Annotated in this window: 18 protein-coding genes; 15 read left to right on the top strand and 3 right to left on the bottom strand. The window is 58.1% G+C overall.

Annotated features, from left to right (window positions below; translation table 11 throughout):
* Position 1: 1 nt before the first annotated feature.
* The 14 genes from tssC to MKZ79_RS15545 all read left to right on the top strand — a co-directional run bounded on the left by tssC (position 2) and on the right by MKZ79_RS15545 (position 15,993).
* The gene (gene tssC, locus MKZ79_RS15610) at positions 2-1,489 is read left to right on the top strand and encodes a type VI secretion system contractile sheath large subunit (RefSeq protein WP_442897164.1); all 1,488 of its coding nucleotides are present in this window, start codon (positions 2-4) and stop codon (positions 1,487-1,489) included.
* A 113-nt stretch (positions 1,490-1,602) separates the two neighbouring features.
* A complete protein-coding gene (locus MKZ79_RS15605; protein ID WP_336143458.1) occupies positions 1,603-2,088 on the top strand; it encodes an Hcp family type VI secretion system effector in 486 nt (161 codons plus the stop codon).
* A 108-nt stretch (positions 2,089-2,196) separates the two neighbouring features.
* Complete coding sequence (gene tssJ / locus MKZ79_RS15600; RefSeq protein WP_336143457.1) at positions 2,197-2,721, top strand: type VI secretion system lipoprotein TssJ; 525 nt, start codon at positions 2,197-2,199, stop codon at positions 2,719-2,721.
* Positions 2,722-2,724: 3 nt separating this feature from the next.
* The gene (tssK, locus tag MKZ79_RS15595; protein ID WP_336143456.1) at positions 2,725-4,071 is read left to right on the top strand and encodes a type VI secretion system baseplate subunit TssK; all 1,347 of its coding nucleotides are present in this window, start codon (positions 2,725-2,727) and stop codon (positions 4,069-4,071) included.
* The gene (gene tssL / locus MKZ79_RS15590) at positions 4,071-5,444 is read left to right on the top strand and encodes a type VI secretion system protein TssL, long form (protein ID WP_336143455.1); all 1,374 of its coding nucleotides are present in this window, start codon (positions 4,071-4,073) and stop codon (positions 5,442-5,444) included. The genes tssK and tssL overlap by 1 nt, the downstream gene beginning before the upstream one ends.
* An 11-nt stretch (positions 5,445-5,455) precedes the next feature.
* Positions 5,456-9,280 carry a type VI secretion system membrane subunit TssM gene (gene tssM, locus MKZ79_RS15585; protein ID WP_336143454.1) on the top strand — a complete coding sequence of 1,275 codons (3,825 nt, stop codon included), beginning with the start codon at positions 5,456-5,458 and terminating at the stop codon, positions 9,278-9,280.
* A 28-nt stretch (positions 9,281-9,308) separates the two neighbouring features.
* Complete coding sequence (locus MKZ79_RS15580) at positions 9,309-9,914, top strand: hypothetical protein (RefSeq protein ID WP_336143453.1); 606 nt, start codon at positions 9,309-9,311, stop codon at positions 9,912-9,914.
* A gap of 94 nt (positions 9,915-10,008) precedes the next feature.
* Positions 10,009-12,390: a type VI secretion system Vgr family protein gene (locus MKZ79_RS15575; RefSeq protein WP_336143724.1), complete on the top strand. Its 2,382-nt coding sequence runs from the start codon at positions 10,009-10,011 to the stop codon at positions 12,388-12,390.
* Positions 12,391-12,492: 102 nt separating this feature from the next.
* Positions 12,493-12,759 carry a PAAR domain-containing protein gene (locus MKZ79_RS15570; protein ID WP_336143452.1) on the top strand — a complete coding sequence of 89 codons (267 nt, stop codon included), beginning with the start codon at positions 12,493-12,495 and terminating at the stop codon, positions 12,757-12,759.
* A 3-nt stretch (positions 12,760-12,762) separates the two neighbouring features.
* Positions 12,763-13,599, top strand: coding sequence for a TagK domain-containing protein (locus tag MKZ79_RS15565; protein ID WP_336143451.1), 837 nt, complete (start codon positions 12,763-12,765; stop codon positions 13,597-13,599).
* Positions 13,600-13,616: 17 nt separating this feature from the next.
* Positions 13,617-14,417 (top strand): type VI secretion system accessory protein TagJ, encoded by an 801-nt coding sequence (locus tag MKZ79_RS15560; protein WP_336143450.1) that lies wholly within the window; start codon positions 13,617-13,619, stop codon positions 14,415-14,417.
* Positions 14,418-14,420: 3 nt separating this feature from the next.
* Positions 14,421-14,912 carry a type VI secretion system baseplate subunit TssE gene (locus tag MKZ79_RS15555; RefSeq protein WP_336143449.1) on the top strand — a complete coding sequence of 164 codons (492 nt, stop codon included), beginning with the start codon at positions 14,421-14,423 and terminating at the stop codon, positions 14,910-14,912.
* 75 nt (positions 14,913-14,987) lie between these two features.
* Positions 14,988-15,383, top strand: a complete 396-nt coding sequence (locus tag MKZ79_RS15550) for a polyketide cyclase (protein ID WP_336143448.1) — start codon at positions 14,988-14,990, stop codon at positions 15,381-15,383.
* 82 nt (positions 15,384-15,465) lie between these two features.
* Positions 15,466-15,993, top strand: coding sequence for a GNAT family N-acetyltransferase (locus tag MKZ79_RS15545; RefSeq protein ID WP_336143446.1), 528 nt, complete (start codon positions 15,466-15,468; stop codon positions 15,991-15,993).
* On the opposite strand, the gene MKZ79_RS15540 is transcribed toward MKZ79_RS15545, so the two are convergent.
* Both MKZ79_RS15540 and MKZ79_RS15535 read right to left on the bottom strand, forming a co-directional pair.
* Positions 15,968-16,573, bottom strand: a complete 606-nt coding sequence (locus MKZ79_RS15540) for an alpha/beta hydrolase (protein ID WP_336143445.1) — start codon at positions 16,571-16,573, stop codon at positions 15,968-15,970. The genes MKZ79_RS15545 and MKZ79_RS15540 overlap by 26 nt on opposite strands.
* A gap of 101 nt (positions 16,574-16,674) precedes the next feature.
* The gene (locus MKZ79_RS15535) at positions 16,675-17,586 is read right to left on the bottom strand and encodes a LysR family transcriptional regulator (protein ID WP_336143444.1); all 912 of its coding nucleotides are present in this window, start codon (positions 17,584-17,586) and stop codon (positions 16,675-16,677) included.
* 219 nt (positions 17,587-17,805) lie between these two features.
* Here MKZ79_RS15535 and MKZ79_RS15530 point away from each other — a divergent pair, with 219 nt between their 5' ends.
* A complete protein-coding gene (locus MKZ79_RS15530; RefSeq protein ID WP_336143443.1) occupies positions 17,806-19,635 on the top strand; it encodes an ABC transporter ATP-binding protein in 1,830 nt (609 codons plus the stop codon).
* A gap of 27 nt (positions 19,636-19,662) precedes the next feature.
* Here the strand turns inward: MKZ79_RS15530 and MKZ79_RS15525 are convergent, their stop codons facing one another.
* A complete protein-coding gene (locus MKZ79_RS15525) occupies positions 19,663-20,790 on the bottom strand; it encodes a GNAT family N-acetyltransferase (protein ID WP_336143441.1) in 1,128 nt (375 codons plus the stop codon).
* Between the last annotated feature and the right edge of the window lie 43 nt (positions 20,791-20,833).

Genomic DNA, 20,833 nt, shown 5'->3' with positions numbered 1-20,833 from the left:
GATGCAAGCTGAGGGAAAAGGTCAGACGGCCAGCGCCAGCTATAGCGATTTCAACGCGCTGCTGAGCAAAGAGTTCAAACCGAAATCGGCGCAGGCGAAATCCGCCGTAGAGAGCGCGGTCAAGACGCTGGCCGAGCAGGCGCTGGCCAGTTCGGTCACGATGGCCGACGACGCCTATAAAAATATTGCCGCATTTATTGCGGAGATCGATCGCAAGCTCTCCGAGCAGATCAATCTGATCCTGCACCATCCGGAGTTTCAGGCGCTGGAGAGCGCCTGGCGCGGGCTGCACTATCTGGTTTACAACACGGAAACCGATGAGAAGCTAAAGCTGCGTTTTATGGATATCTCCAAAGACGAGCTGCGGCGCAATATGCGGCGCTATAAAGGGATCGCCTGGGATCAAAGCCCGCTGTTCAAGCAGGTTTACGAAGAGGAGTATGGTCAACTGGGCGGCGAGCCTTACGGCTGTCTGGTCGCCGACTACTACTTCGATCACACCGCGCCGGATGTCGATCTGCTGGCGTCGATCGCCAAGGTGGCCGCTTCCGCTCACGTGCCTTTTATTACCGGCGCGTCGCCTTCGGTGTTGCAGATGGACTCCTGGCAGGAGCTGGCCAACCCGCGCGATCTGACCAAGATCTTTACCCAGAATCTGGAGTACGCGGCGTGGAACTCGCTGCGCCAGTCGGAGGATTCGCGCTATATCGGTCTGGCGATGCCGCGCTTCCTGTCGCGCCTGCCTTACGGCATCCACACCAACCCGGTCGACGACTTCAACTTTGAAGAAACCACCGACGGCGCCGACCACAGCAAATATGCCTGGTCCAACGCCGCCTATGCGATGGCGGTCAACATCAACCGCTCGTTCAAGCATTACGGCTGGTGCACCCTGATCCGCGGCGTGGAGAGCGGCGGCGTGGTCGAAGGCTTGCCTTGCCATACTTTCCCGACCGACGACGGCGGCGTGGATATGAAATGCCCGACGGAGATCGCCATCTCGGATCGCCGGGAAGCGGAGCTGGCCAAGAACGGTTTTATTCCGCTGATCCACCGTAAAAATACCGATTATGCCGCCTTTATCGGCGCGCAGTCGCTGCAAAAACCTGCGGAATATTACGATCCGGACGCCACCGCCAACGCCAATCTTTCCGCGCGTCTGCCCTATATGTTCGCCTGCTCGCGCTTTGCCCACTACCTGAAATGCATCGTGCGCGACAAAATCGGCACCTTTAAAGAGCGCGACGAAATGCAGAAGTGGCTGAACAACTGGATTATGAACTATGTCGACGGCGATCCGGTGAACTCTACTTTTGAAACCAAAGCCCGTCGTCCGCTGGCCGCGGCGGAAGTGGTGGTCGAGGATGTGGAAGGCAATCCGGGCTATTACCAGGCGAAATTTTTCCTGCGTCCGCATTTTCAACTGGAAGGCCTGACGGTGTCGCTGCGTATGGTCGCCAAGCTGCCGTCATTAAAAGGCGCGGCATAAACCGGATTTGATTTTTTAATATTGTTATTGATGGCATTGAAAAAGCTGTCTTTAACCACGTGCGCTGCGCGCAAGCGCAGCGATTTTAATAAGTGCTAAATAAGGGAATTATCATGGCACAAGATATGTTTATCAAAATTGACGGCATTGAAGGTGAATCGCTTGATGCCTCACACACTAATGAAATCGAGGTGCTGGAGTGGCATTGGGATGTTTCACAACATTCCAATATGCACAGCGGTTCTGGCGGTGGTTCAGGTAAGGCGAGCGTAAACGATTTCTGTTTTACCCACTATACCGACAAAGCCAGTCCTAATCTGCTGAGCTACTGTCTGACGGGGAAACACATTAAAAATATTGTTTTCGTAATCCGTAAAGCGGGCGGCGATCCTCTGGAATATCTGACTATTACCTTTACCGACACCATTATTACCCGTGTCGAGATGTCAGGCTCTTCCGAAGATGAAACCCGTCCTCGCGAACTGGTTAAATTCTCCTTCACCAAAGTGACGCAGGATTATGTCATGCAGAACTCTGAAGGCAGCAAATCTGGCGTTATCTCTGCAAGCTACGATGTGAAAGCGAACCAGAGCAGCTAAGGAATTGAACCAAATTAAAGCTTGTCATCATGGTGATGGCAGGCTTTTTAACCTGCCTGTCGCGGGTTTGCGTGGCCGGTTCCGGTTCCGGCAAGCCAAGGTAACGTTATGATGCATTCAAATAAAATAGCCCGATTGAGTGGTTTGCTTCTTATTCTGGCGTTTTTTACGCTGGCAGGCTGCAGCTCGCCTTTCGGTGAAAAAAAATCGCCCGAATTAACCATCAGGCTGGAAGCGGCAGAAGATATTAATCTCAATGAAAAAGGAGAGCCGGCGCCGCTGGATATTTCCTTTTATTTTTTAAAGTCGCTGGATAATTTCGAAAACAGCGACTTCTTTACCCTGACCGATGGCGCGGATCCGGCGCTGCAGGCGGAAGCGAAAAAAGCCTACGAGGGAATATTGCAGCCCGGAGAAACCAGAATCATCAGCCTGTCGCCGGGAAAAGAGACGATCGCGTTAGGGATTGTTGCCGCCTATCGGGATATCGATCGCGCCGGCTGGAGTGAAACCTGGGAGCTGTATAAAAAACATAAAAAACGATCCTGGTGGCGAAAAGTCCTGCCCGGCGAGGCGGTTGCCCTGACGGTGCATTTTGACGCCTTAGCGATCACACTCGATAAAAGGGATTAGCCAGTGAGAACAAATAAAGTCGTCTGGAGCGAAGGACTCTTTTTACGCCCGCAGCTGTTTCAGCAGCAGGAGCGCTATCTGGAATATTACGCCCATAAACGGGCAGCGACGATTTCGCCTTTTTTCTGGGGATTCGCTCATTATGAGATCGATCAGGAGGCGCTGTCGTACGGCAAGCTCGTTTTGCGCGCCGGACGCGGCGTACTGCCGGACGGCACGCCTTTCGATATTCCGGGCCACGCCGAGCTGCCCGAGCCGCTAACCATCACTCAGGATCACCTGGGTAAGCTGATTTTTCTGGCCGTGCCGCTGCGGCTGGACAACAGCGACGAAACTATTTTCGATCTCAGCGACAGCGGTTCGCTGGCCCGTTTCGCGGCTTTTGAAACCGAGCTGAGCGACACCAACGCCATTCGTCAGGGGCCGAAGCCTGTGCAGCTGGCGAGGCTGCGCCTGAATCTGGTTTCTGAAAGCGAAATGACCGAGTCCTGGATTGGCCTGCCGCTGACGCGGGTTAAGGCGATTCAGCCCGACGGCAGCGTGCTGCTGCACGTGGAGGACTATATTCCGCCCGTCACCGGCTATGCGGCCAGCACGCTGCTGAGCGAATGGCTGACCCACCTTAACGGACTGGTCAAGATGCGCGCAGAAATGCTGGCCGGTCGGCTTGCCAACAGCGACGGCAAAGCGAGCGCCAGCGCCGAGGTGGTCGACTATCTGCTGCTGCAGATCTTCAATAAATATGAGCCGGTGCTGGATCATCTGCGGCACGTGCCCGAACTGCCGCCAATCATGCTCTATCAGGAGCTGGCGAAGTTCGCGGGCGAGCTGTCGACCTTTATCCGCACCCAGACGCGCAGGCCGATCGGCGCGCCGGGCTACGATCATGCCAGGCTCTATCCGTCGATCCGTCCGCTGGTGGAAGAGCTGCACTATCTGCTGAACCAGATCCTGATCCGCGCCGGACAGATGATCGATCTCCATGCGAAAGGCAACGGCGTCTGGACGGCGGCGATGCTGCCGGGCGAGCTGCGCGATTTTTCCAATCTGGTGCTGGCGGTACACGCCCAGCTGCCGATGGACGTGCTGCAGCAGCAGTTCTCGGCGCAGGCGAAAATCAGCGCGCCGCAGCAGCTGCATGAACTGGTGCGCTCGCATCTGCCTGGCCTGGTGCTGCAGGGATTGCCGGTGCCGCCGCGGCAAATTCCCTACCACTCCGGCTATGTCTATTTCGATCTGCTGCAAAGCGGGCCGTTCTGGGAAAAAATCGCCGCTACCGGCGCGCTGGCGCTGCATATCGCCGGTGATTTCCCCGATCTGAAAATGGAGCTGTGGGGAGTCAGAAGCTGATGAGCGAAGAGCGACAACAGGCCGTACCGGGCATCATGCCTGCCGCGCCGCGCGTGACTTCAGCCACGGAAGAGACGCTGACGGCGCAGGCGCTGGGCCGGTTTCTGCTGGATGAAGAGGCGGCCAATAGCGCGACGGATCGCGGCGATCCCGATGCCTTGCTGCAGAGCTGGACGACGCAAAAAAGCGACGTTTCGCTGCAGAGCGAAGGCGTGCAGCTGCGCGTGCAGAAGGTCAGAGCGGCGGAAAATCCGCTGCTGGAAGCCGCGCAGCCGCTGCTGCGCGCACTCAGCGAGATGCCGCAAGTGGTTCAGCAGCCCGAGCACGTCGAACTGCTGAAACAGAGCCTGAAAAACGAAATCAATCTTTTCAGCGTGGTGTGCGACGAGGTCAATATCGCGTGGAAAAAAATGGCCATCGTGCGCTACTGCCTTTGTACCGCGCTGGATGAAGCGGCGCACACCACGCCGTGGGGTATCCAGACCGGCTGGTCGCAAAGCAATATCCTCAACCATTTCGAAGGCGACAACGACGGCGGCAACAAGTTTTTCCTGCTGATCGGCCGCCTTTCCATGAATCCGCATGAGTATGTGGACGTGCTCGAAGTGCTGCTGCGCATTCTCGGGCTGGGTTTTGAGGGACGCTACAGCATTCTGGAGGATGGCGATCGGCAGCTGATGAAAATTCGCCAGCGACTGCTGACCCTGATCCAAAGCACGCGCGATTCGCTTTCGCCCGCGCTGTCGCCGCACGGCGCGGCCGTGCGTGGCCAGAAGAAGCGCGAAAGGCGCATTGTGCCGGTACGCGTGACGCTGCTGCTGGGCTGTTTGCTGGTCGGCGGCGTCTGGATTTGGTGCAAATATTGGCTGGGCACGCATCAGGTGGCGCTGCAGCAGCGTATTTTCGCCATGCAGCATATGAATGTCAGCCGACCCGTCACGGTAGCGAAGCTGCGGCTGGCTATTTTGCTGAAGGAGGAGATTAAAAAGCGGATGGTCAGCGTGGATGAAACGCAGCGGGAGAGCAAAGTGGTTTTTCGCGGCGACGCTATTTTCCTCTCCGGATCGGACAAGGTCATGCCTGAAATGGAGCACATCATCAAGCGCGTGGCGAAAGAGGTGCATCGCGTCAACGGCGACGTGGTGATCGTGGGCCATACGGACGCCACGCCGGTTAAAACTAAAGCGTTCCCCAATAACCAGGTGCTGTCGGAAAAACGAGCGGCGGACGTGGCGCGCTACTTCCTGGCGGAAGGTATCGATCCGGCCAAAATCCGTATTAAAGGCGCCGGAGAGAGCCAGCCCATCGCCAGCAATAACGATAAGCAAGGGCGTGCACAGAACAGGCGCGTGGAATTTTTTGTGACCTATTAATGAGTTAAACCATGTTTAATTTGAACAGGATGTTCTCGCTTCGCGGTTTTAAAATTTTTGCGGCGATCGTTTTTTTCGCCCTGATTATCGCAGCTATCTGGTTTTTGGGGCCGCTGCTGGGCTTTGGCGAAACGCGGCCGCTGGCGGAGGTCGAGGCGCGGGTTATTTTTATCGCGCTGGCGCTTTGCTGCCTGATTGGACTCTGGTTTAACGTCCCGGCGTTTCTGCTGCTGGCGATGGCGGCCTGCGTCATTGTCTGGGTCATCGGGCCCTATCTGCTGATTGGTGAAGGCTATCCGCTGGCGAGCATCACGGCCAGGTGCAGCGTAATCGGCGCGATCCTGCTGGTTACGCTGCTGTATGGCATCTGGCGTCTGCTGCTGGCGCTGAAAAACAATCCCAAACTGCTCGATACTTTTTTCAGCAGCAAAGCGGTAAAAAGCGACGAGGAAGTCAGCGAGGTTAACGCCACTATTCGCGACGCGGCGACCTATGTCCGGCAGCTGCGCAAAAACGGGACGCTGCTTAAACGCTTCTTCTCCTTCAACAAAATGCAGGACGAGCTGCCCTGGTATATGGTGACCGGCACGCAGGGCGCCGGCAAAACCACCGCTATTTTATCCTCAGGCCAGCATTTCCCGCTGCCGGAACAGCTCAATAAAGTCTGTAAAGAGAGCGCGCCGACCAGGAACTGCGAGTGCTGGTTCGCCAATGAGGCGCTGTTTATCGATACGGCCGGCAAGTATATCGATGTGGCGGACGAGCAGCCGGAATGGGACGGCATCGTCAAGTCGATTAAGAAATATCGACCGGTGCAGGCGCTCAACGGCGTTATCGTCGCGCTCAGCGTTAGCGACGTGATGGGCAAAAGCAAGACGGAGCTCTACGATCTGGCGGCGAAAGTCCGCGCCAGGCTGGATACGATGCGCAGCATGCTGGGCATTCGCTTTCCCGTCTATATGCTGATTACCAAGCTGGACCGGCTGATGGGCTTCGCCGAATATTTTCGCAGCCTGACCGAACAGGAGCGCGAGCAGCTGTGGGGCGTCACTTTTCCGTGGGGCGAAGAGGCCAAAAATGGCGGCGGCGATCTGCGCGAGCGGGTCGAAGCGGAGTTCGCCCTGCTGGAAAACCGGCTGGAGCGGGCGATGACTCTGCGTCAGCAGGAGGAGTACAGCAATACCGACAGAAAGCGGATGTACGCGCTGCCGCAGGATTTCAGAATGCTGCTGGAAGGCGTGGCGGAAGTGGCGCAGACCCTCTTTTTCGCCTCGCGCTATGACGAAAATCAGGGCTATACCTCGCTGCGCGGCATCTATTTCGTCAGCAGCCACCAGCCTGAAAATAGCGTGATGATCAATAACGGCACGCTGATGCAAAAGTGGCGCAACTTCGTCGCTAACCGGCAGGCCGTTCCGCTGGCTTACCAGGCGTCGCTCAGCCGGGAAAGCGACGCGCTGGTCAGGGATGTCGCCTGGGGCAGACAATATTTTCTGAAGACGCTGTTTTCAGAAATCATTCTGAAAGATGCCGATCTGGCGCGGCGCAACCTGCGCGTGGAGTCTAAATATCGCTTCCAGAATTTCTTCGGCCACTGCCTGGGCATCGCCGCCTGTATCTGGCTGCTGAACGGGATTTATCACAGCTACTTCCAGAACGGCGACTATCTGGTCGCGGCCGGGCAGAAAGCGGCGCGGCTGGAGACAGAGGTAAAAAGCTATCAAAAGGCGCCGGACGCGAACAGGCTGCCGCTGTTGCTGAATCTGGCGCAGTATCTGCCTGAGTTTGGCGGGCTTGACGTGCTGCATCCCGATCTCTCTTTTCGCTACGGCCTTTATATCGGCAAGCATCTGGCGAAGGACGCCGACGGTCTTTATCACTATTTTCTGCGGCGGCTGCTCTTTCCGCAGATCGAAAATCAGGCGCACGCGGCGCTGCAGAACGCCGTGTATGAACGGAACAATGCGGCTATCTACAACAGCCTGAAGCTCTATCTGATGCTGTCGGGGCAGGGGGTCTTCGACCAGGACTATGTGGTCAGCGAAGTCACGCGCGCCTGGGACAGCGCCGGAAAAATCCAGCCTTACGAAGAGCGAAGCCTGTTTATCGCCCATCTTAACGCACTGTTCAGCCGACCGGAGTGGCGACAGTATGGCCAGTCGCCGGATAAGGCATTGGTGAAGGAAGCGCGCGAAATATTGAACCGTAACGTGCTCAATAACCGCCTTTATGAGCGCGTGATGGCGCTGATGCAGGCGGAAGCGCCGGAAAGTTTAACCCTGAGCAAAATGACCGATGAGGATGCCGGACAGATTTTTACGCTGGCGGACGAGGAGCTGGCGGAAAAAGGGATGCCGGGAATGTTTACCTGGGAAGGCTATCACCAGGTGTTTAAAAAAAAACTGGGTGAAAGCATCCGACAGCTGCAGGTTGAAGATAGCTGGGTGATGGGCAACGAAGAGGCGCAGAACGCGCTGAAGAGGCTCAAGGTAGATAAAAGCGCCGGCGTCGTCGATCCGACACGCGACGCGCTAATGAAGCTCTACCTGAAAGAGTACACGCGACGCTGGCAACATTTTTTGCAGAATATCCGGCTGAAAAGCGAGGGCGCGGAGCATAACGGCAGCGGATTATCTTTCGATATCTATATGCTGCGCACCCTGGTGTCCACCAATTCGCCGCTAATTAATCTGGCGCGCCGTGCCGTCAGGGAGACGACGCTGGCTGAGGATCAGCAGGATAATTTGCTGAAAAATCAAAACCTGGGCGGCACAGGCCTGACCAACAGTCGGCTGGTGGATGCGGCCTCGAAGCTGAATCTGGCGCTGGCCGCCCATGAGAAAAAAGTGCTGCGCCAGGGCGTCGATAACTATTTTGTGCCGCTGCGGGAATTTGTTGGCGGCGGCGAGAAGGGGATGGGCGCGGCTTCCGGTACTAAGCTGCACCAGATCATGGGCGTGCTGAACGATCAATATACGCTGCTGGTGATCTCCGACAGCGCGATTAAAAACGGCAGCCTGCCGGCGGTATCCGATGCCGGGCAGCGGCTGAGCGCCGAGTCCGCCGTCTGGCCCGATCCCTTTAAATATCTTATCGCGCCGCTGCTGAACGGCGCCTACCGTCGGGTGAATCATCAGATCGTTTATAGCAGCAACAGGACGATCTCTTCAGGGCCGGGCGAGGTGTGCCGCAATACGCTGCAGGGACGTTATCCGTTTGCCGACAACAGCGAAGAAGTGAGCCTGCGCGACTTTGAGCGCTTTTTCGCTACCGGCGGCGTGCTGGATGACTATTTCCAGAAAAACCTGGCCGACAAGGTCGATACCGCCGCCAGGCCGTGGCGCTATCGCGGCGATATCAACACCCAGGATTCGGAAGCGCTGGACGTGTTTGAGCAGGCCGAGGCGATTCGCAGCGCTTTCTTCCAGAACGGCGGCCGCACGCTGGGCATCGATTTCTCCGTGGCGATCCCCTATCTGGCGCCTTCGGTGACCCAGCTTAACCTTAACTTCGACGGCGTGGTGATGGGCTATTCGCACGGCCCGGTGACGCCGAAGCTGTTTCACTGGCCGGGGACGAGAGCGGAATCCGTGGTCAATATGAGCACCAAACCGCGAATTTTGTCGCAGGAAAACGGCCTGACGCTGACCGGGCCCTGGGCGCTGATGCGCTGGCTGGATACCGTCAACGATATCGCCACTTCGCCTTCCGGCCAGCCAGTGCTGCTGTTTGATCTGCATCAGCGGCCAATCAAAGTCGAAGTGACCGGCCTGACTTACAACGATGAGCTTATCGTGGATTTGCTCAAGAATTTTAACTGTCCCGGCGCGTTCTGAAGCGGCGGCAGAGATAGCGGAGCGAAGTATGGCCGTTCGGATAGGGATTGTCGGCGAAAAAAACGCGATACCTTTGTGGGACAGAGAGCGGAAAGCGATCGCTGCGGCGCTGGCTGAGAAGGTGATGCCGGCTCTGCGGCCGACGCTGCCCGGCGAGTTGCTGCCTGAGCGCTATCCGTGGTGTTTTGTGCTGCCGCCGCTCAGAAAAAAAGGCCGTTTTTACACGGGCGCGCTGGTTAAGGATGGCGCGGCATTTTATACCGCCGCCAGCTATTCGTGGCTGCAGGAGGAGCTGGCAACGAATTTTCATATCGCTTTCTGGCTGGCGAGGATTATGGCGACACGGCACCGCGCGCGGAGCAGCGATATCTCTGTGCAAGGCTGGTTGAAACTTTTGCAGTCTCGCTACTCTCCGCTGCGCGAGCGGCTGCTTAACGACAGCTATAAATTCAGTAGCCATGCGGAGCTGCTGCTGGCCGGGCTTTGCGACTATGACGAAATAGCGACGGAAGAGAAGGGCGTCAGCAGAATGCCGTGGCCGGGATGGCCACAGACGATCGCGGCTGACAGCGCCTGGCTCTGGCGGCAGAGCCGCTACGGCAAGATCATCGACTCGCAGCAGATTAAGTGGTGAAAAAAGGGGAGCGGGACGCACGCTCTTATTGTGCAACATAAACCAAGGATCAGGTGTTGATATGGCAAGAACCATTACGTTAAGTAGTTCAGCAATGCCTCTTTTGCTGGGCGAAACCGCGCTGGTGTTGACGAAGCTGGAAGGCGAAGAGTCATTTTCCACGCTCTATAGCTACAAGCTGACCGCCAAGACGCCCGCCAACGATTTAATTCCGTGGCAGTCGGCGGCGAACGTCGATATTAAAGCGCTGATCGGTAAAGAGATGACGATTTCGATCGAGCTGGACGGCAACGGTCTGGATGAATTTATGGGGATCGGCGCGGGCAGCCGGGAAATTTCCGGGCTGGTGCAGCGCGCGAGATTCCTGGGCCGCGATGCCAACCAGGCGATCTTCGAGATTATTATTCGTCCCTGGCTCTATCTGACCGAGCTGACCACCGACTTTAAAATATTCCAGCAGAAAACGGTGGTGGATATTATCGATGAGGTACTGGCGGACTATAACTTCCCCTTAGAGAAGCGCTTAACCGGCACCTATCCCCTGCTGGATTTCCAGGTGCAGTATGGCGAAACGGACTTCAACTTTATCGAGCGCCTGATGGAGGAGTGGGGCATTTACTGGTTTTTCGAGCACGAAGACCAGAAGCATAAGCTGGTGCTGGTGGATCACGTCGGCGCCCACAAACGCTTCTCCAGCGAGGCTTACCACGTCCTGCAATATATGCCGAGCGAGCCGAAAGCCGGGCAGGAATATATCAAAAGCTTTGAGTTCCAGGAAACCATCACTTCAGGCCGCTGGTACACCGACGATTACGACTTCACTAAATCCCGCGCGGATATCTCGGCTGTCGACAGCAAGCCTCGTCATACCAGCTTCAATGAGATGGAGGTTTATCACTGGCCGGGCGATTACGATCAGCCGAATATCGGCGAGCAGCTGGCAAAAGTGCGTATGGAAGAGCGAGGCGCGATCGGCTCGCGGGCGAAGGGAAAAGGCGAGCTGCGCGGCGTAGTCTGCGGCACCAACTTCGAGCTGCAGAACTATCCGCTGGAAAAAGCCAACCGGGAATATATGGTGCTCGCCAGCAAACTGACCGTGACGGAAGTCAGCCAGGTCAGCGGCATGGGCGAGTTCAGCTATGAATGTGAATTCACCGTACAGCCCACCACTAAAATCTACCGTCATCCGCAGCTGGCGAAACGGCCAAAAACCAGCGGCCCGCAAACGGCGGTAGTGGTCGGCCCGCCGGGCCAGGATATCTGGACCGATACCTATGGCCGGATCAAAGTCCGATTTTTATGGGATCGCTACGGGCAGAATCGCGAAACGGACTCCTGCTGGATCCGCGTCAGTCAGGCCTGGGCCGGCAACAACTTTGGCGGCATCTATATTCCGCGCGTCGGCCATGAGGTGATCGTGGACTTTATCAACGGCGATCCGGATCGGCCGCTGGTGATCGGCAGCCTCTATAACAACGTCACCATGCCGCCGTGGGATCTGCCGGCCAACGCCACGCAAAGCGGCCTGGTGAGCCGGACGATAGGCGGCGGCCGCACTAACTTTAACGGCATTCAGTTTGAAGACAAGCCCGGCCTTGAGCAGTACTGGGAGCAGGCCGAGCGCGATATGTCCCGCCTGACCAAGCGCAACGAAACGCAGACGATCGGCGTGAACTCGGATATCACCGTAGGCGCGACGCGCACGATGAGCGTAGGCGCATCCAACTCTACCCGTATCGGGATTAACGACGATCTGGAGGTTGGAGCCAATCGCTCTATTACTGTTGGGGTCAACAACAGCACCACTGTGCTGGGCAATAACGGCCTGATGGTCGGCGGCGCGTTCAGTATTAACGTCGCTGGCGCGCAGTCCGACGACGTGGGCGGCGCCAAAGGCATCAACGTTGGCGGCGCCTTTATGAACAACGTTGGCGGCTACTACTCGCTGGCGGTGGGCGGCTACTATTCGGTCAACGCGGGCGGCGCGGCGGCGGTAGTCGCTGGCGGCGCGCTGATGCTGACCGCCGGCGGCGAGCTCTGTCTCTGCGCTTCAAAAATCAAGCTGTGCGCGAATCATATTGTGATTCAGGGCGGCCAGGTTGATATCAATCCTGGCGACAGCTGCTGTTGCAACAGCTGTAGCAGCGGTGGCGGCGGCGGTGGCGGTGGCGGCGGTATGATCTGCGGCGTGCCCAGCCTGGAATGTTTCCCGGCTATTGGCCTGCCGTTCCCGCTGCCTTGCCTGCCACTGAAAATAGTCTGTCCGGAGATAACTATAGCGCCGACGCCAACCGGCACACCAACCGTATCGCCGACCGCAACGACGCCGACTGCAACGGTGACACAGTCAGTGGCGCCAACGATAGCGCCAACGGTAGCGCCGACGGTAGCGCCAACGATAGCACCGACGCAGACGCCGGACATTACAACGCCAGTGCCGATGAGGCTTGAGATCACGACGACGCCAGGGGCTTAAACGAAAGGGTGCTGACAGGAAACCGCACGCGGCGCGCTTCGCCGCGTGCAGGCAACATAATTAAGCGGGCCAGGCGGCCCGACAGAAAAAATGAGGTGAGATATGTCAAACAGTGCGGCAAGAGTCGGTGACGCCACCGGTCATGGCGGAGCTATAGCCAGCGGATCGGGCGATGTTTTTACCAATAACAGCGCCGCAGCGGCGGTATGTATAAGCGTGGCGCCTTGCCCTTTTCATGGCGCGGCGCCCGTGGCCTGCGGCTCGGGCAGCGTTTTTATCAACAATTACAACGCGGCACGAATAGGCGATGTGACCGGCTGCGGCGCGCCCATCTGCAGCGGTTCCGGCGACGTGACTATCGGCGGCTAAATTATGCAGCTACGCATGACCTGGCCCGACAATCAGCCCGCTTTCACGCTTGACGAGCGCTACACGAAAGAGAAGGCGGTCTGCTTTGATCCGCAAAGCGGAACCTTTAGCGAAGCCGGGGTGCCGGATGCGGTCTGGTTTTATAGCACGCCCGGCGGCGCGGTGATGTTTAACACCTGTACGACGCTGCTTTGTGTGGTGGACGACAGCGTGGTGCCGCCTGGCGAAAGGTATCCGCTGCGCGTTAACGCCGCCATCCAGCTGGGACACTACGCGTTCAGGCTAAGCGCCGATAGCGAGATAGCCTCGGAGGACGAACTACTTGATACTCTGCTCGGCCTGCATCCCACAAAGGAAAGGGCCGATCTGGTGATGCCGGAAGTGGAGGATATTTTGCCCAACGGCGGTCATTTTACCGGCGACTATCGCTATCTTAACGATGCCGACGCGCCGGCTGCGGAAGGCGAAACGGACGTGCTGAAATCGCTGGAGGTGGAGTACAAAAAGTTTCTTATCTGGGGCGAGCAGAACAGACACTTTGTCACGGAGCAGCCTTTACAAACCCGGCTTCCCGACTGCGATCACTACTTTGAGGCCGTACGCGAGGAGATGAAGGCGAAAACGCTGACCGAATGTCTGATTCAGACGCCTTCGCTGATCGATAAAGTCTGGGCGGAGCTGAACGTGGAGGGCGGCACGGAAACGCTGATTTTCGACGAGGAAAAAACGGATATTTTGAAGCTGCTGGCGCCGGAAAACATTGCTTCAAAAGAGAAGCAGGCGGTGCCGGAGCTGGTCTTTCATGATCTCTACAAACCAGGGCTGGACAGCCCTTACTAACCAGGGATGGGATTACTATGCATGACGCCAACACCTTAACCGCGAAGCTGAAAACCGCTTCGTTAAGCGACCTGCTTGCCGACGCGGTGGCGAAGGTCAAAGCCAAACCCGACGACAGCGCGCTGCGGCAGACGCTGTTTCGGCTCTATTGCGTTGAAGGGCTGTGGGAAAAAGCGCTGATGCAGCTGCAAACCCTTGCCCTGCTGGATGAGGCGGCGCAGAAGCAAAGCGAGCTGGGCAAGAACCTGATCCTCAGCGAACTGATGCGCGAAGAAGTGCTGGCCGGGAAACGGGCGCCAGGGCTCTTTACGCCCGATATGCCCGCATGGATGACGCTGCTGCTGCAGGCCAACAAAGCGCAGGCGGACAACGAACCTGAGCAGGCCGAAACCCTTCGCCAGCAGGCTTTTTCGCAGGCGCCGGAAAGCGCGGGCGGCGGCGAAATGACGGGGAAATTCGAGTGGATTGCGGATGGCGACGGCCGCATTGGGCCAGCCTGCGAATTTATCAGCGCCGGCGGCTATCGTCAGGTGCCGTTCTCCGCGCTGCAGCTGCTGCACGTCAGGCGGCCTGCCGATCTGCTCGATCTGGTCTGGACGCCGGCGCATATCAAAATCAACGGCGAGTTTCATTACGGCTACGTGCCGGCGCGCTATCCGCTGAGCGCCGACGCGCAGCAGAATGAAAAGCTGGGGCTGCGCAGCGAATGGCAACAGATCTCCGATACGCTGGCGATGGGAACGGGCAGAAAGGAGTTGATTACCGACAGCGGGGAGTTTTCTCTGCTGGAAGTGGCTGAAATTCACTTCAGGGAGTAGGCCATGGAGAAAAAACAGGGTTTTTTGCCCGCGCTGCTGGAAAGGCTGCTGGATGACGAGCCGAAAAAGCAGCAGGAGAGTTTTGACGCCTGCTACCTGAGCGCCAAAGAGATGCGCGCCATTGTGCAAAAAGATATCGCCTGTTTACTCAACAGCACCAACCTTGAAGAAGAGCTGGATGAAACCCGCTACGGCCTGGTGCTGGCTTCGGTGATTAACTACGGCGTTGCGCCGCTGACGGGAAAATACGCCCATCATCACAGCTGGCAGACCATTGAAAAAAATATCCGTAACGCGCTGCTGCGCTTCGAGCCGAGAATTATTCCGGAAACGCTGCTGGTTCGTCCCTTGACGGGTAAGGCGCCGCTGGGCAAAAACAGCCAGGTACATTTTGAAATCGGCGGGCTGATTAACTGGAAACCTCAGCCTGTCGATCTCAGCCTGAAGGGCGCCTATGACGCGGAAACGGCCAAAGTGGAATTAAAATCTTACTGAGGGCGGTTCGCCGCCCCTTTTCATCCTTATCTGGCGATGGTTAAATCCCCTGACAATAATTATTCAGGAGGCGCTATGCTGCCATCGCACACCATCAGTTTGACCATTCCCCGCAACTGGGTCGACCTCTATGAGACCATCCGTAAACCCGACTATTTTCCCAAATGGGTCAGCGGGCTGCGCGGCGCTTCGCTGGAGCTGGAAGGCAGCTACTGGAAAGTTTCCGGTGCGGAAAACGCGGTAAAAATCCGCTTTACCGATCACAATCCCTGGGGCGTGATGGATCGCTATGTGGACAGCGGTTTCGGCAAGGAAGCTTATGTGCCGATGCGCGTGGTCGGCAACGAAGAGGGCTCGGAAGTGCTGATTACTCTGTTCCGGCAGCCATTTACCTCCGATGAAAAATTCGCTGAAGAAATAGCGATGGTGAAAGGCGACCTGCAAAACCTGCATACGCTGTTGACGACCTGATCGCCGCGCCGTTGTGCCGTTTGCCGCAGCGGTCTTCGCACCGCTTTTCTGTTTGCATCGCCGTTAAGGAAGTCAGTCAGTTATGAAGATCATCACCTGTACCGAAGATCGTCACAGCGCCGAAATTCTGGCCATTTTCAATGATGCCATCGTCAACTCCACCGCGCTGTATGATTATCAGCCGCGCCCGCCCGAAAGTATGCAGAGCTGGTTCGCCATCAAGCGGCAGAACGACTTCCCGGTGATCGGCGTCGAGGACGAGGCGGGCAGACTAATGGGGTTCGCCAGCTATGGCGCCTTCCGCGTGCACGCCGCCTGCCAGTTTACCGTGGAGCACTCCATCTATATTCATCCCGATTTCCGCGGGCGCGGCCTGGGAAAAATCCTGCTGGACGCGATTGTCGAGCAGGCGCGTGAAAAGGGGATGCATCTGATTATCGGCGGCATCGACGCGGATAACCGCGCCAGCATCGCTCTGCATGAGAAAAAGGGCTTTACGCTGGCCGGCACGCTGCATGAGGTGGCGTGGAAGTTCGATCGCTGGCTGACTCTCGCTTTTTATCAAAAACGGCTGAACGACAACGCTACTGCGCCAGGCACTTGCCGATAAATTCGCCGGCGCTGCGCGCGCCCTGAGCGGAGATGGTGTGGCCGACCGAAGCGTCAAACTGGGTGCTGACCGTCGCGCCCAGCTCAAGCAGTTGCCTGGCCGCCGTCTCGCTTTCCGACCAGGGGATCACGCTGTCGGCCATGCCGTGGATTAGCATTACCGGCGTTTTTGTCGCCATCGCGTAGGGGCGCGGCGACGCCAGCCTGCCGGAAAAAGCCACCACGCCCGCTACCGGCCAGCGGCCGGAAACCACGGCGTCCAGCGCCATAATGCTGCCCTGCGAAAAGCCTGCCAGCACGACGCTTTCCAGCCGATCCTGCATCTGGTGCGCGGCCAGGATAGCGATAAGCCGCTCATCGAAAGCCTCGCGTGCGCCGCCAACGCGCTCGGCCCGGTTGGCCGGCGTGACGCCGCTCATGCTGAACCACTGGCAGCCCGGCCCGTGCTCAAAAGCGAAGGGCGCGTCGGGCGCGGCGAAAGCCGTCCCGGTCAGGGTATCGGCCCAGTGCTCGCCCAACCCGATCAGATCCTCGCCGCTGCTGCCGACGCCATGTAGTAAAATAATCAATCCTTTCGCCATGCGAATGTTCCTGTGGAAACGGTTTCAGGCAAGGCTACACGGATTCTGCCGCATTGATAATCCCTGCAATGGCGCGGAAATCCCTTCCGATATGGAAACAATCACCAGCCGCGATCCCACACCGCTTCGCCAGCGTAATGCGCTTCCAGGAACTCCGTCAGCGCGCGCACCTTATGCGCCAGATGGCGTGCTGGCGGATAGACGGCGTAGAGGCCCAGCGGCGGCATCTCATACTGTCGGAACAATGGCGTAATAGCGCCGCTGCGCAGCTGGTCGCCAGCAATAAAAGTAGGCATCCGCGCGATGCCCAAACCGGCCGTCGCCGCGCTGAGACAGGCTTCGGCGTTAGAGAAGCGCAGCCTTCCCTGTACCGCCACCGAGAGTATGCGTTCGTTAACGTCGCGAAACTGCCAATTGCACGGTTCGCGGAAGTTGGTGTCGATAATGCAGCTGTGCCTGGCCAGCTGGCGCAGATCGTCAGGCGTGCCGTGCTCGCGCAGATAGTCGGAGCTGGCCGCGACGACAATGCGGATATCGCTCAGCCGGCGAGCGATCAGGCTGCTGTCGCCAAGCTTGCCGATGCGCAGCGCCACGTCGAAGCCTTCATCCACGATATTGACCGTGCGGTCGGAGAAACTGACGTCCAGTTCGATCTCCGGGTACTCCCTGGCGAAAGCGATTAGCACCGGCGCAAGGCTGCTGGTGCCGAAGGTCAGCGGCGCGGTCAGCTTCAGGCGGCCGGAAGGTTTGCCGGAAGCATGGCGCACCGAAGCGTCCAGCGCGTCAAAGTCGTCCAGTATGGTTTTAATTCGATCGAAATAGGCCTGGCCTATCTCCGTGGGAAAAAGCGCTCTGGTACTGCGCTTCAGCAGCTGCACGCCCAGCTCACTTTCCAGACGCGAAACCAGCTTCGAAGCCTGGCCGCTGCTGGTGCCCAGGCGTTCCGCCGCCGCGGCGAAGCTGCCCAGCTCCATTACCGCCACCAGCATACGATCACAATCAAGCCGTTCCATTTTCGTCTCTCTGTCCTGGTCGTTGTTTTCCCTGTTCGCTGTCGCCTGTCGCTTCCTGCTTTGGCCTGCCGCCGACGCGTTGCGCAGCCGCTTGAGGGTATAAAAAAATCGGCCGCCAGGCCAGCCAACGTTAACAAAACGATAACAGCGCCGCGCCCGCCAGACTTCGGCCACGGAGAAAATGCACTATTATCAATTCTTTTGGATGGAGAAGTGCGCATGTTGTATCGCCGCTTTGAGAAGCTGATCGATATTTTTCAGGATGCGCCCAGCGACGCGCCGCCGGGCAGCGTCTGGGCTTTTTACCTCTACTATCTGCGCCAGGTCTGGCAGAGCTTCGCCATGCTGCTGGTGGTGGGCCTCATCGCTTCGCTGATCGAGGTGGCGCTGTTCCGTTTTCTCAGCACTATTATCGATATGGTGAATACCACGCCGGCCGCCAGCTTTTTCAGCGAGCACGCCAGCGAGCTGATCTGGATGGCGGCGGTCGCGCTGGTGTTCAGGCCGATCTTTATCGGGCTGCACGATCTGCTGGTGCATCAGACGATCAACCCCGGCATGACCAGCATGATCCGCTGGCAGAATCATAATTACGTGCTGCGACAGAGCCTGAATTTTTTCCAGAACGATTTTGCCGGCCGCATCGCGCAGCGCATTATGCAAACCGGCAACGCCCTGCGGGATTCGGCGGTGCAGACGGTGGATGCGCTCTGGCATGTGCTGATCTACGCCATCACCTCGCTGGTGCTGTTCGCCGAAGCCGACTGGCGACTGATGATCCCGCTGCTGCTGTGGATCGTCGGCTATGTCGTCAGCATGAAATACTTTGTGCCGCGCGTGAAATCCCGCTCCGTTGCCTCTTCCGACGCGCGTTCGAAGCTGATGGGTACGATCGTGGACGGCTACACCAATATCACCACGCTGAAGCTTTTCGCGCACAGCGATCTGGAGCGTGCCTACGCACGTGAAGCGATTGGCGATCAGACCGAGAAAACGCGCCAGCAGGGCCGCATGGTGACTAACATGGATGTTGCCGTCACCACGCTGAACGGCTTGCTTATCGTTTCCACGACCGGTCTGGCGCTGTGGCTGTGGTCGCAGTCGCTGATTAGCGTCGGCGCGATAGCGCTGGCTACCGGCCTTGTGATCCGTATCGTCAATATGTCCGGCTGGATTATGTGGGTGGTCAACGGCATCTTCGAGAATATCGGTATGGTGCAGGACGGCCTGAAAACCATCGCCCAGCCGGTCAGCGTGGCCGACAGGCCGCAGGCGCCCGCGCTTAAAGTACACAGCGGGGAGATCCGCTATGAGCAGGTTGATTTCAACTATGGCAAAGAGCGACGGGTAATCGACAATTTTCAGCTAACGATCCGGCCCGGTGAAAAGATTGGCCTGATTGGGCCGTCAGGCGCCGGGAAATCGACGCTGGTCAATCTGCTGCTGCGGCTGTATGACCTGGACGGCGGCCGCATCGTTATCGACGGACAGGATATCGCCCACGTCAGCCAGGAGAGCCTGCGCGCGCAGATCGGCATGATTACCCAGGATACTTCGCTGCTGCATCGCTCTATCCGCGACAATCTGCTTTACGGCCGCCCTCACGCCACCGAAGAGGAGCTGCAGCAGGCGATTCACCGCGCGAAGGCGGACGAATTCATCCCGATGCTCTCCGATCCTCAAGGACGCTTCGGGCTGGACGCGCAGGTCGGCGAGCGCGGCGTAAAGCTCTCCGGCGGCCAGCGGCAACGTATCGCTATTGCCAGGGTTTTGCTCAAAGACGCGCCGATCCTGATTATGGATGAGGCGACTTCCGCGCTGGATTCCGAAGTGGAAGCGGCAATTCAGGAGAGCCTGGAAACGCTGATGGGCGGCAAAACGGTGATCGCCATTGCGCACCGCCTCTCCACCATCGCCAAAATGGATCGGCTGGTGGTGCTGGAAAAAGGCCGTATCGCCGAGATGGGCAGCCACAGCGAGCTGCTGGCGCAAAATGGCCTGTACGCACGGCTGTGGCGTCATCAGACCGGCGGCTTTGTCGGCGACTAACGCAAAGGGCGGCTTTCGGGCCGCCCGCTATGCGCCTTCGCGCCGAAAGGGCAGTGATTCACGAGCCTCCACCGCCCAGGCCTGCACGCCTGGCCGCTCCTGCTGCAGGTAGTCCGCTACCGCCTCAAACAACCCTTCATGCCGCAGATAGTGCCAGGATTCGGTAATCACCGGCTCGAACCCCCGCACCAGCTTATGTTCACCTTGCGCGCCGGCGTCAAAACGCTGCAGGTCATGCGCGATAGCGTAATCCATGCCCTGATAGAAACAGGTCTCGAAATGCAGCCGGTTGAACTCTTCCAGACAGCCCCAGTAGCGACCATACAGCGTATCGCCGTCCATCAGGCTAAAAGCCATCGCTACCGCCGCGCCGTGCTGCGTTGCCAGCACCACGCGGATCGCTTCCGGCATTTTTTCCGCCAGCAGGCTGAAAAAGTCGCGGGTGAGATAGGGCCGCTGGCCGCGTACCGCATAGGTGTTGGCGTAGCAGGCATAGACGAAATCCCAGTGCGCTTCGCTGAGTCTGTCGCCAGCCAGCCACTCGAACTCAAAGCCCTGGCTGGCCACCAGCTCGCGCTCTTTGCGCATCTGCTTGCGCTTGCGCGACATCAGCGTATCCAGAAAATCCTGGAAATCCCGGTAGCCGGGATTGCGCCAGTGATACTGACAGCCGAGTCGCGGCAGCCAGCGCGCTTCGGTCGCGATCAGCTCGCGAGTTTGCGCATTGCCAAAATTAATGTGCGCGCTGTGTAGCTGGCGCTGCTGTAAAAAATCGGGAAGCTGACGCAGCAGCTTCGCGGCAAAGGCGCTTTCGCCCAGCAGCCTGGCGCCGGTCACGGGACTAAACGGCACGGCGGCCAGCCATTTCGGATAGTAGGGCAGCCCGGCGCGACGGCAGGCGTCGGCCCAGGCGTGATCGAAAACGTACTCGCCCATTGAATGACTTTTGCGATAGCCCGGCAGCGCGGCGCGGATTTCGCCTTCTTCTTGCCACAGCAGGTGCTGCGGCTGCCAGCCGGAGCCGGCGCCCAGGCTGCCGCTCTCTTCCAGCGTGCTGAGAAAGGCGTGACGGAGAAAGGGCTGATCGTCAGGGAGCAGGGCGTCCCACTGACTGGCGGGAAGATCGGCCAGCTGCGTCAGAAGGATTAGCGACATAGAAACACTCCGTCTTCAGGCGGGCAGACGCGCTGCCCGGTTA

This window comes from Erwinia sp. CGal63, assembly GCF_037026505.1.
GTDB lineage: Bacteria > Pseudomonadota > Gammaproteobacteria > Enterobacterales > Enterobacteriaceae > Erwinia.
The sequence above is the reverse complement of the archived record's forward strand: the minus strand, read 5'-3'. Positions and strand labels throughout refer to the sequence as shown.

What these genes read in the sequence shown, in the direction of transcription:
- tssC (WP_442897164.1), top strand. Translation starts at nt 2, where the DNA reads ATGCAAGCTGAGGGAAAAGGTCAGACGGCCAGCGCCAGCTATAGCGAT.
- MKZ79_RS15605 (WP_336143458.1), top strand. Translation starts at nt 1,603, where the DNA reads ATGGCACAAGATATGTTTATCAAAATTGACGGCATTGAAGGTGAATCG.
- tssJ (WP_336143457.1), top strand. Translation starts at nt 2,197, where the DNA reads ATGATGCATTCAAATAAAATAGCCCGATTGAGTGGTTTGCTTCTTATT.
- tssL (WP_336143455.1), top strand. Translation starts at nt 4,071, where the DNA reads ATGAGCGAAGAGCGACAACAGGCCGTACCGGGCATCATGCCTGCCGCG.
- tssM (WP_336143454.1), top strand. Translation starts at nt 5,456, where the DNA reads ATGTTTAATTTGAACAGGATGTTCTCGCTTCGCGGTTTTAAAATTTTT.
- MKZ79_RS15580 (WP_336143453.1), top strand. Translation starts at nt 9,309, where the DNA reads ATGGCCGTTCGGATAGGGATTGTCGGCGAAAAAAACGCGATACCTTTG.
- MKZ79_RS15575 (WP_336143724.1), top strand. Translation starts at nt 10,009, where the DNA reads ATGCCTCTTTTGCTGGGCGAAACCGCGCTGGTGTTGACGAAGCTGGAA.
- MKZ79_RS15570 (WP_336143452.1), top strand. Translation starts at nt 12,493, where the DNA reads ATGTCAAACAGTGCGGCAAGAGTCGGTGACGCCACCGGTCATGGCGGA.
- MKZ79_RS15565 (WP_336143451.1), top strand. Translation starts at nt 12,763, where the DNA reads ATGCAGCTACGCATGACCTGGCCCGACAATCAGCCCGCTTTCACGCTT.
- MKZ79_RS15560 (WP_336143450.1), top strand. Translation starts at nt 13,617, where the DNA reads ATGCATGACGCCAACACCTTAACCGCGAAGCTGAAAACCGCTTCGTTA.
- MKZ79_RS15555 (WP_336143449.1), top strand. Translation starts at nt 14,421, where the DNA reads ATGGAGAAAAAACAGGGTTTTTTGCCCGCGCTGCTGGAAAGGCTGCTG.
- MKZ79_RS15550 (WP_336143448.1), top strand. Translation starts at nt 14,988, where the DNA reads ATGCTGCCATCGCACACCATCAGTTTGACCATTCCCCGCAACTGGGTC.
- MKZ79_RS15545 (WP_336143446.1), top strand. Translation starts at nt 15,466, where the DNA reads ATGAAGATCATCACCTGTACCGAAGATCGTCACAGCGCCGAAATTCTG.
- MKZ79_RS15540 (WP_336143445.1), bottom strand. Translation starts at nt 16,573, where the DNA reads ATGGCGAAAGGATTGATTATTTTACTACATGGCGTCGGCAGCAGCGGC.
- MKZ79_RS15535 (WP_336143444.1), bottom strand. Translation starts at nt 17,586, where the DNA reads ATGGAACGGCTTGATTGTGATCGTATGCTGGTGGCGGTAATGGAGCTG.
- MKZ79_RS15530 (WP_336143443.1), top strand. Translation starts at nt 17,806, where the DNA reads ATGTTGTATCGCCGCTTTGAGAAGCTGATCGATATTTTTCAGGATGCG.
- MKZ79_RS15525 (WP_336143441.1), bottom strand. Translation starts at nt 20,790, where the DNA reads ATGTCGCTAATCCTTCTGACGCAGCTGGCCGATCTTCCCGCCAGTCAG.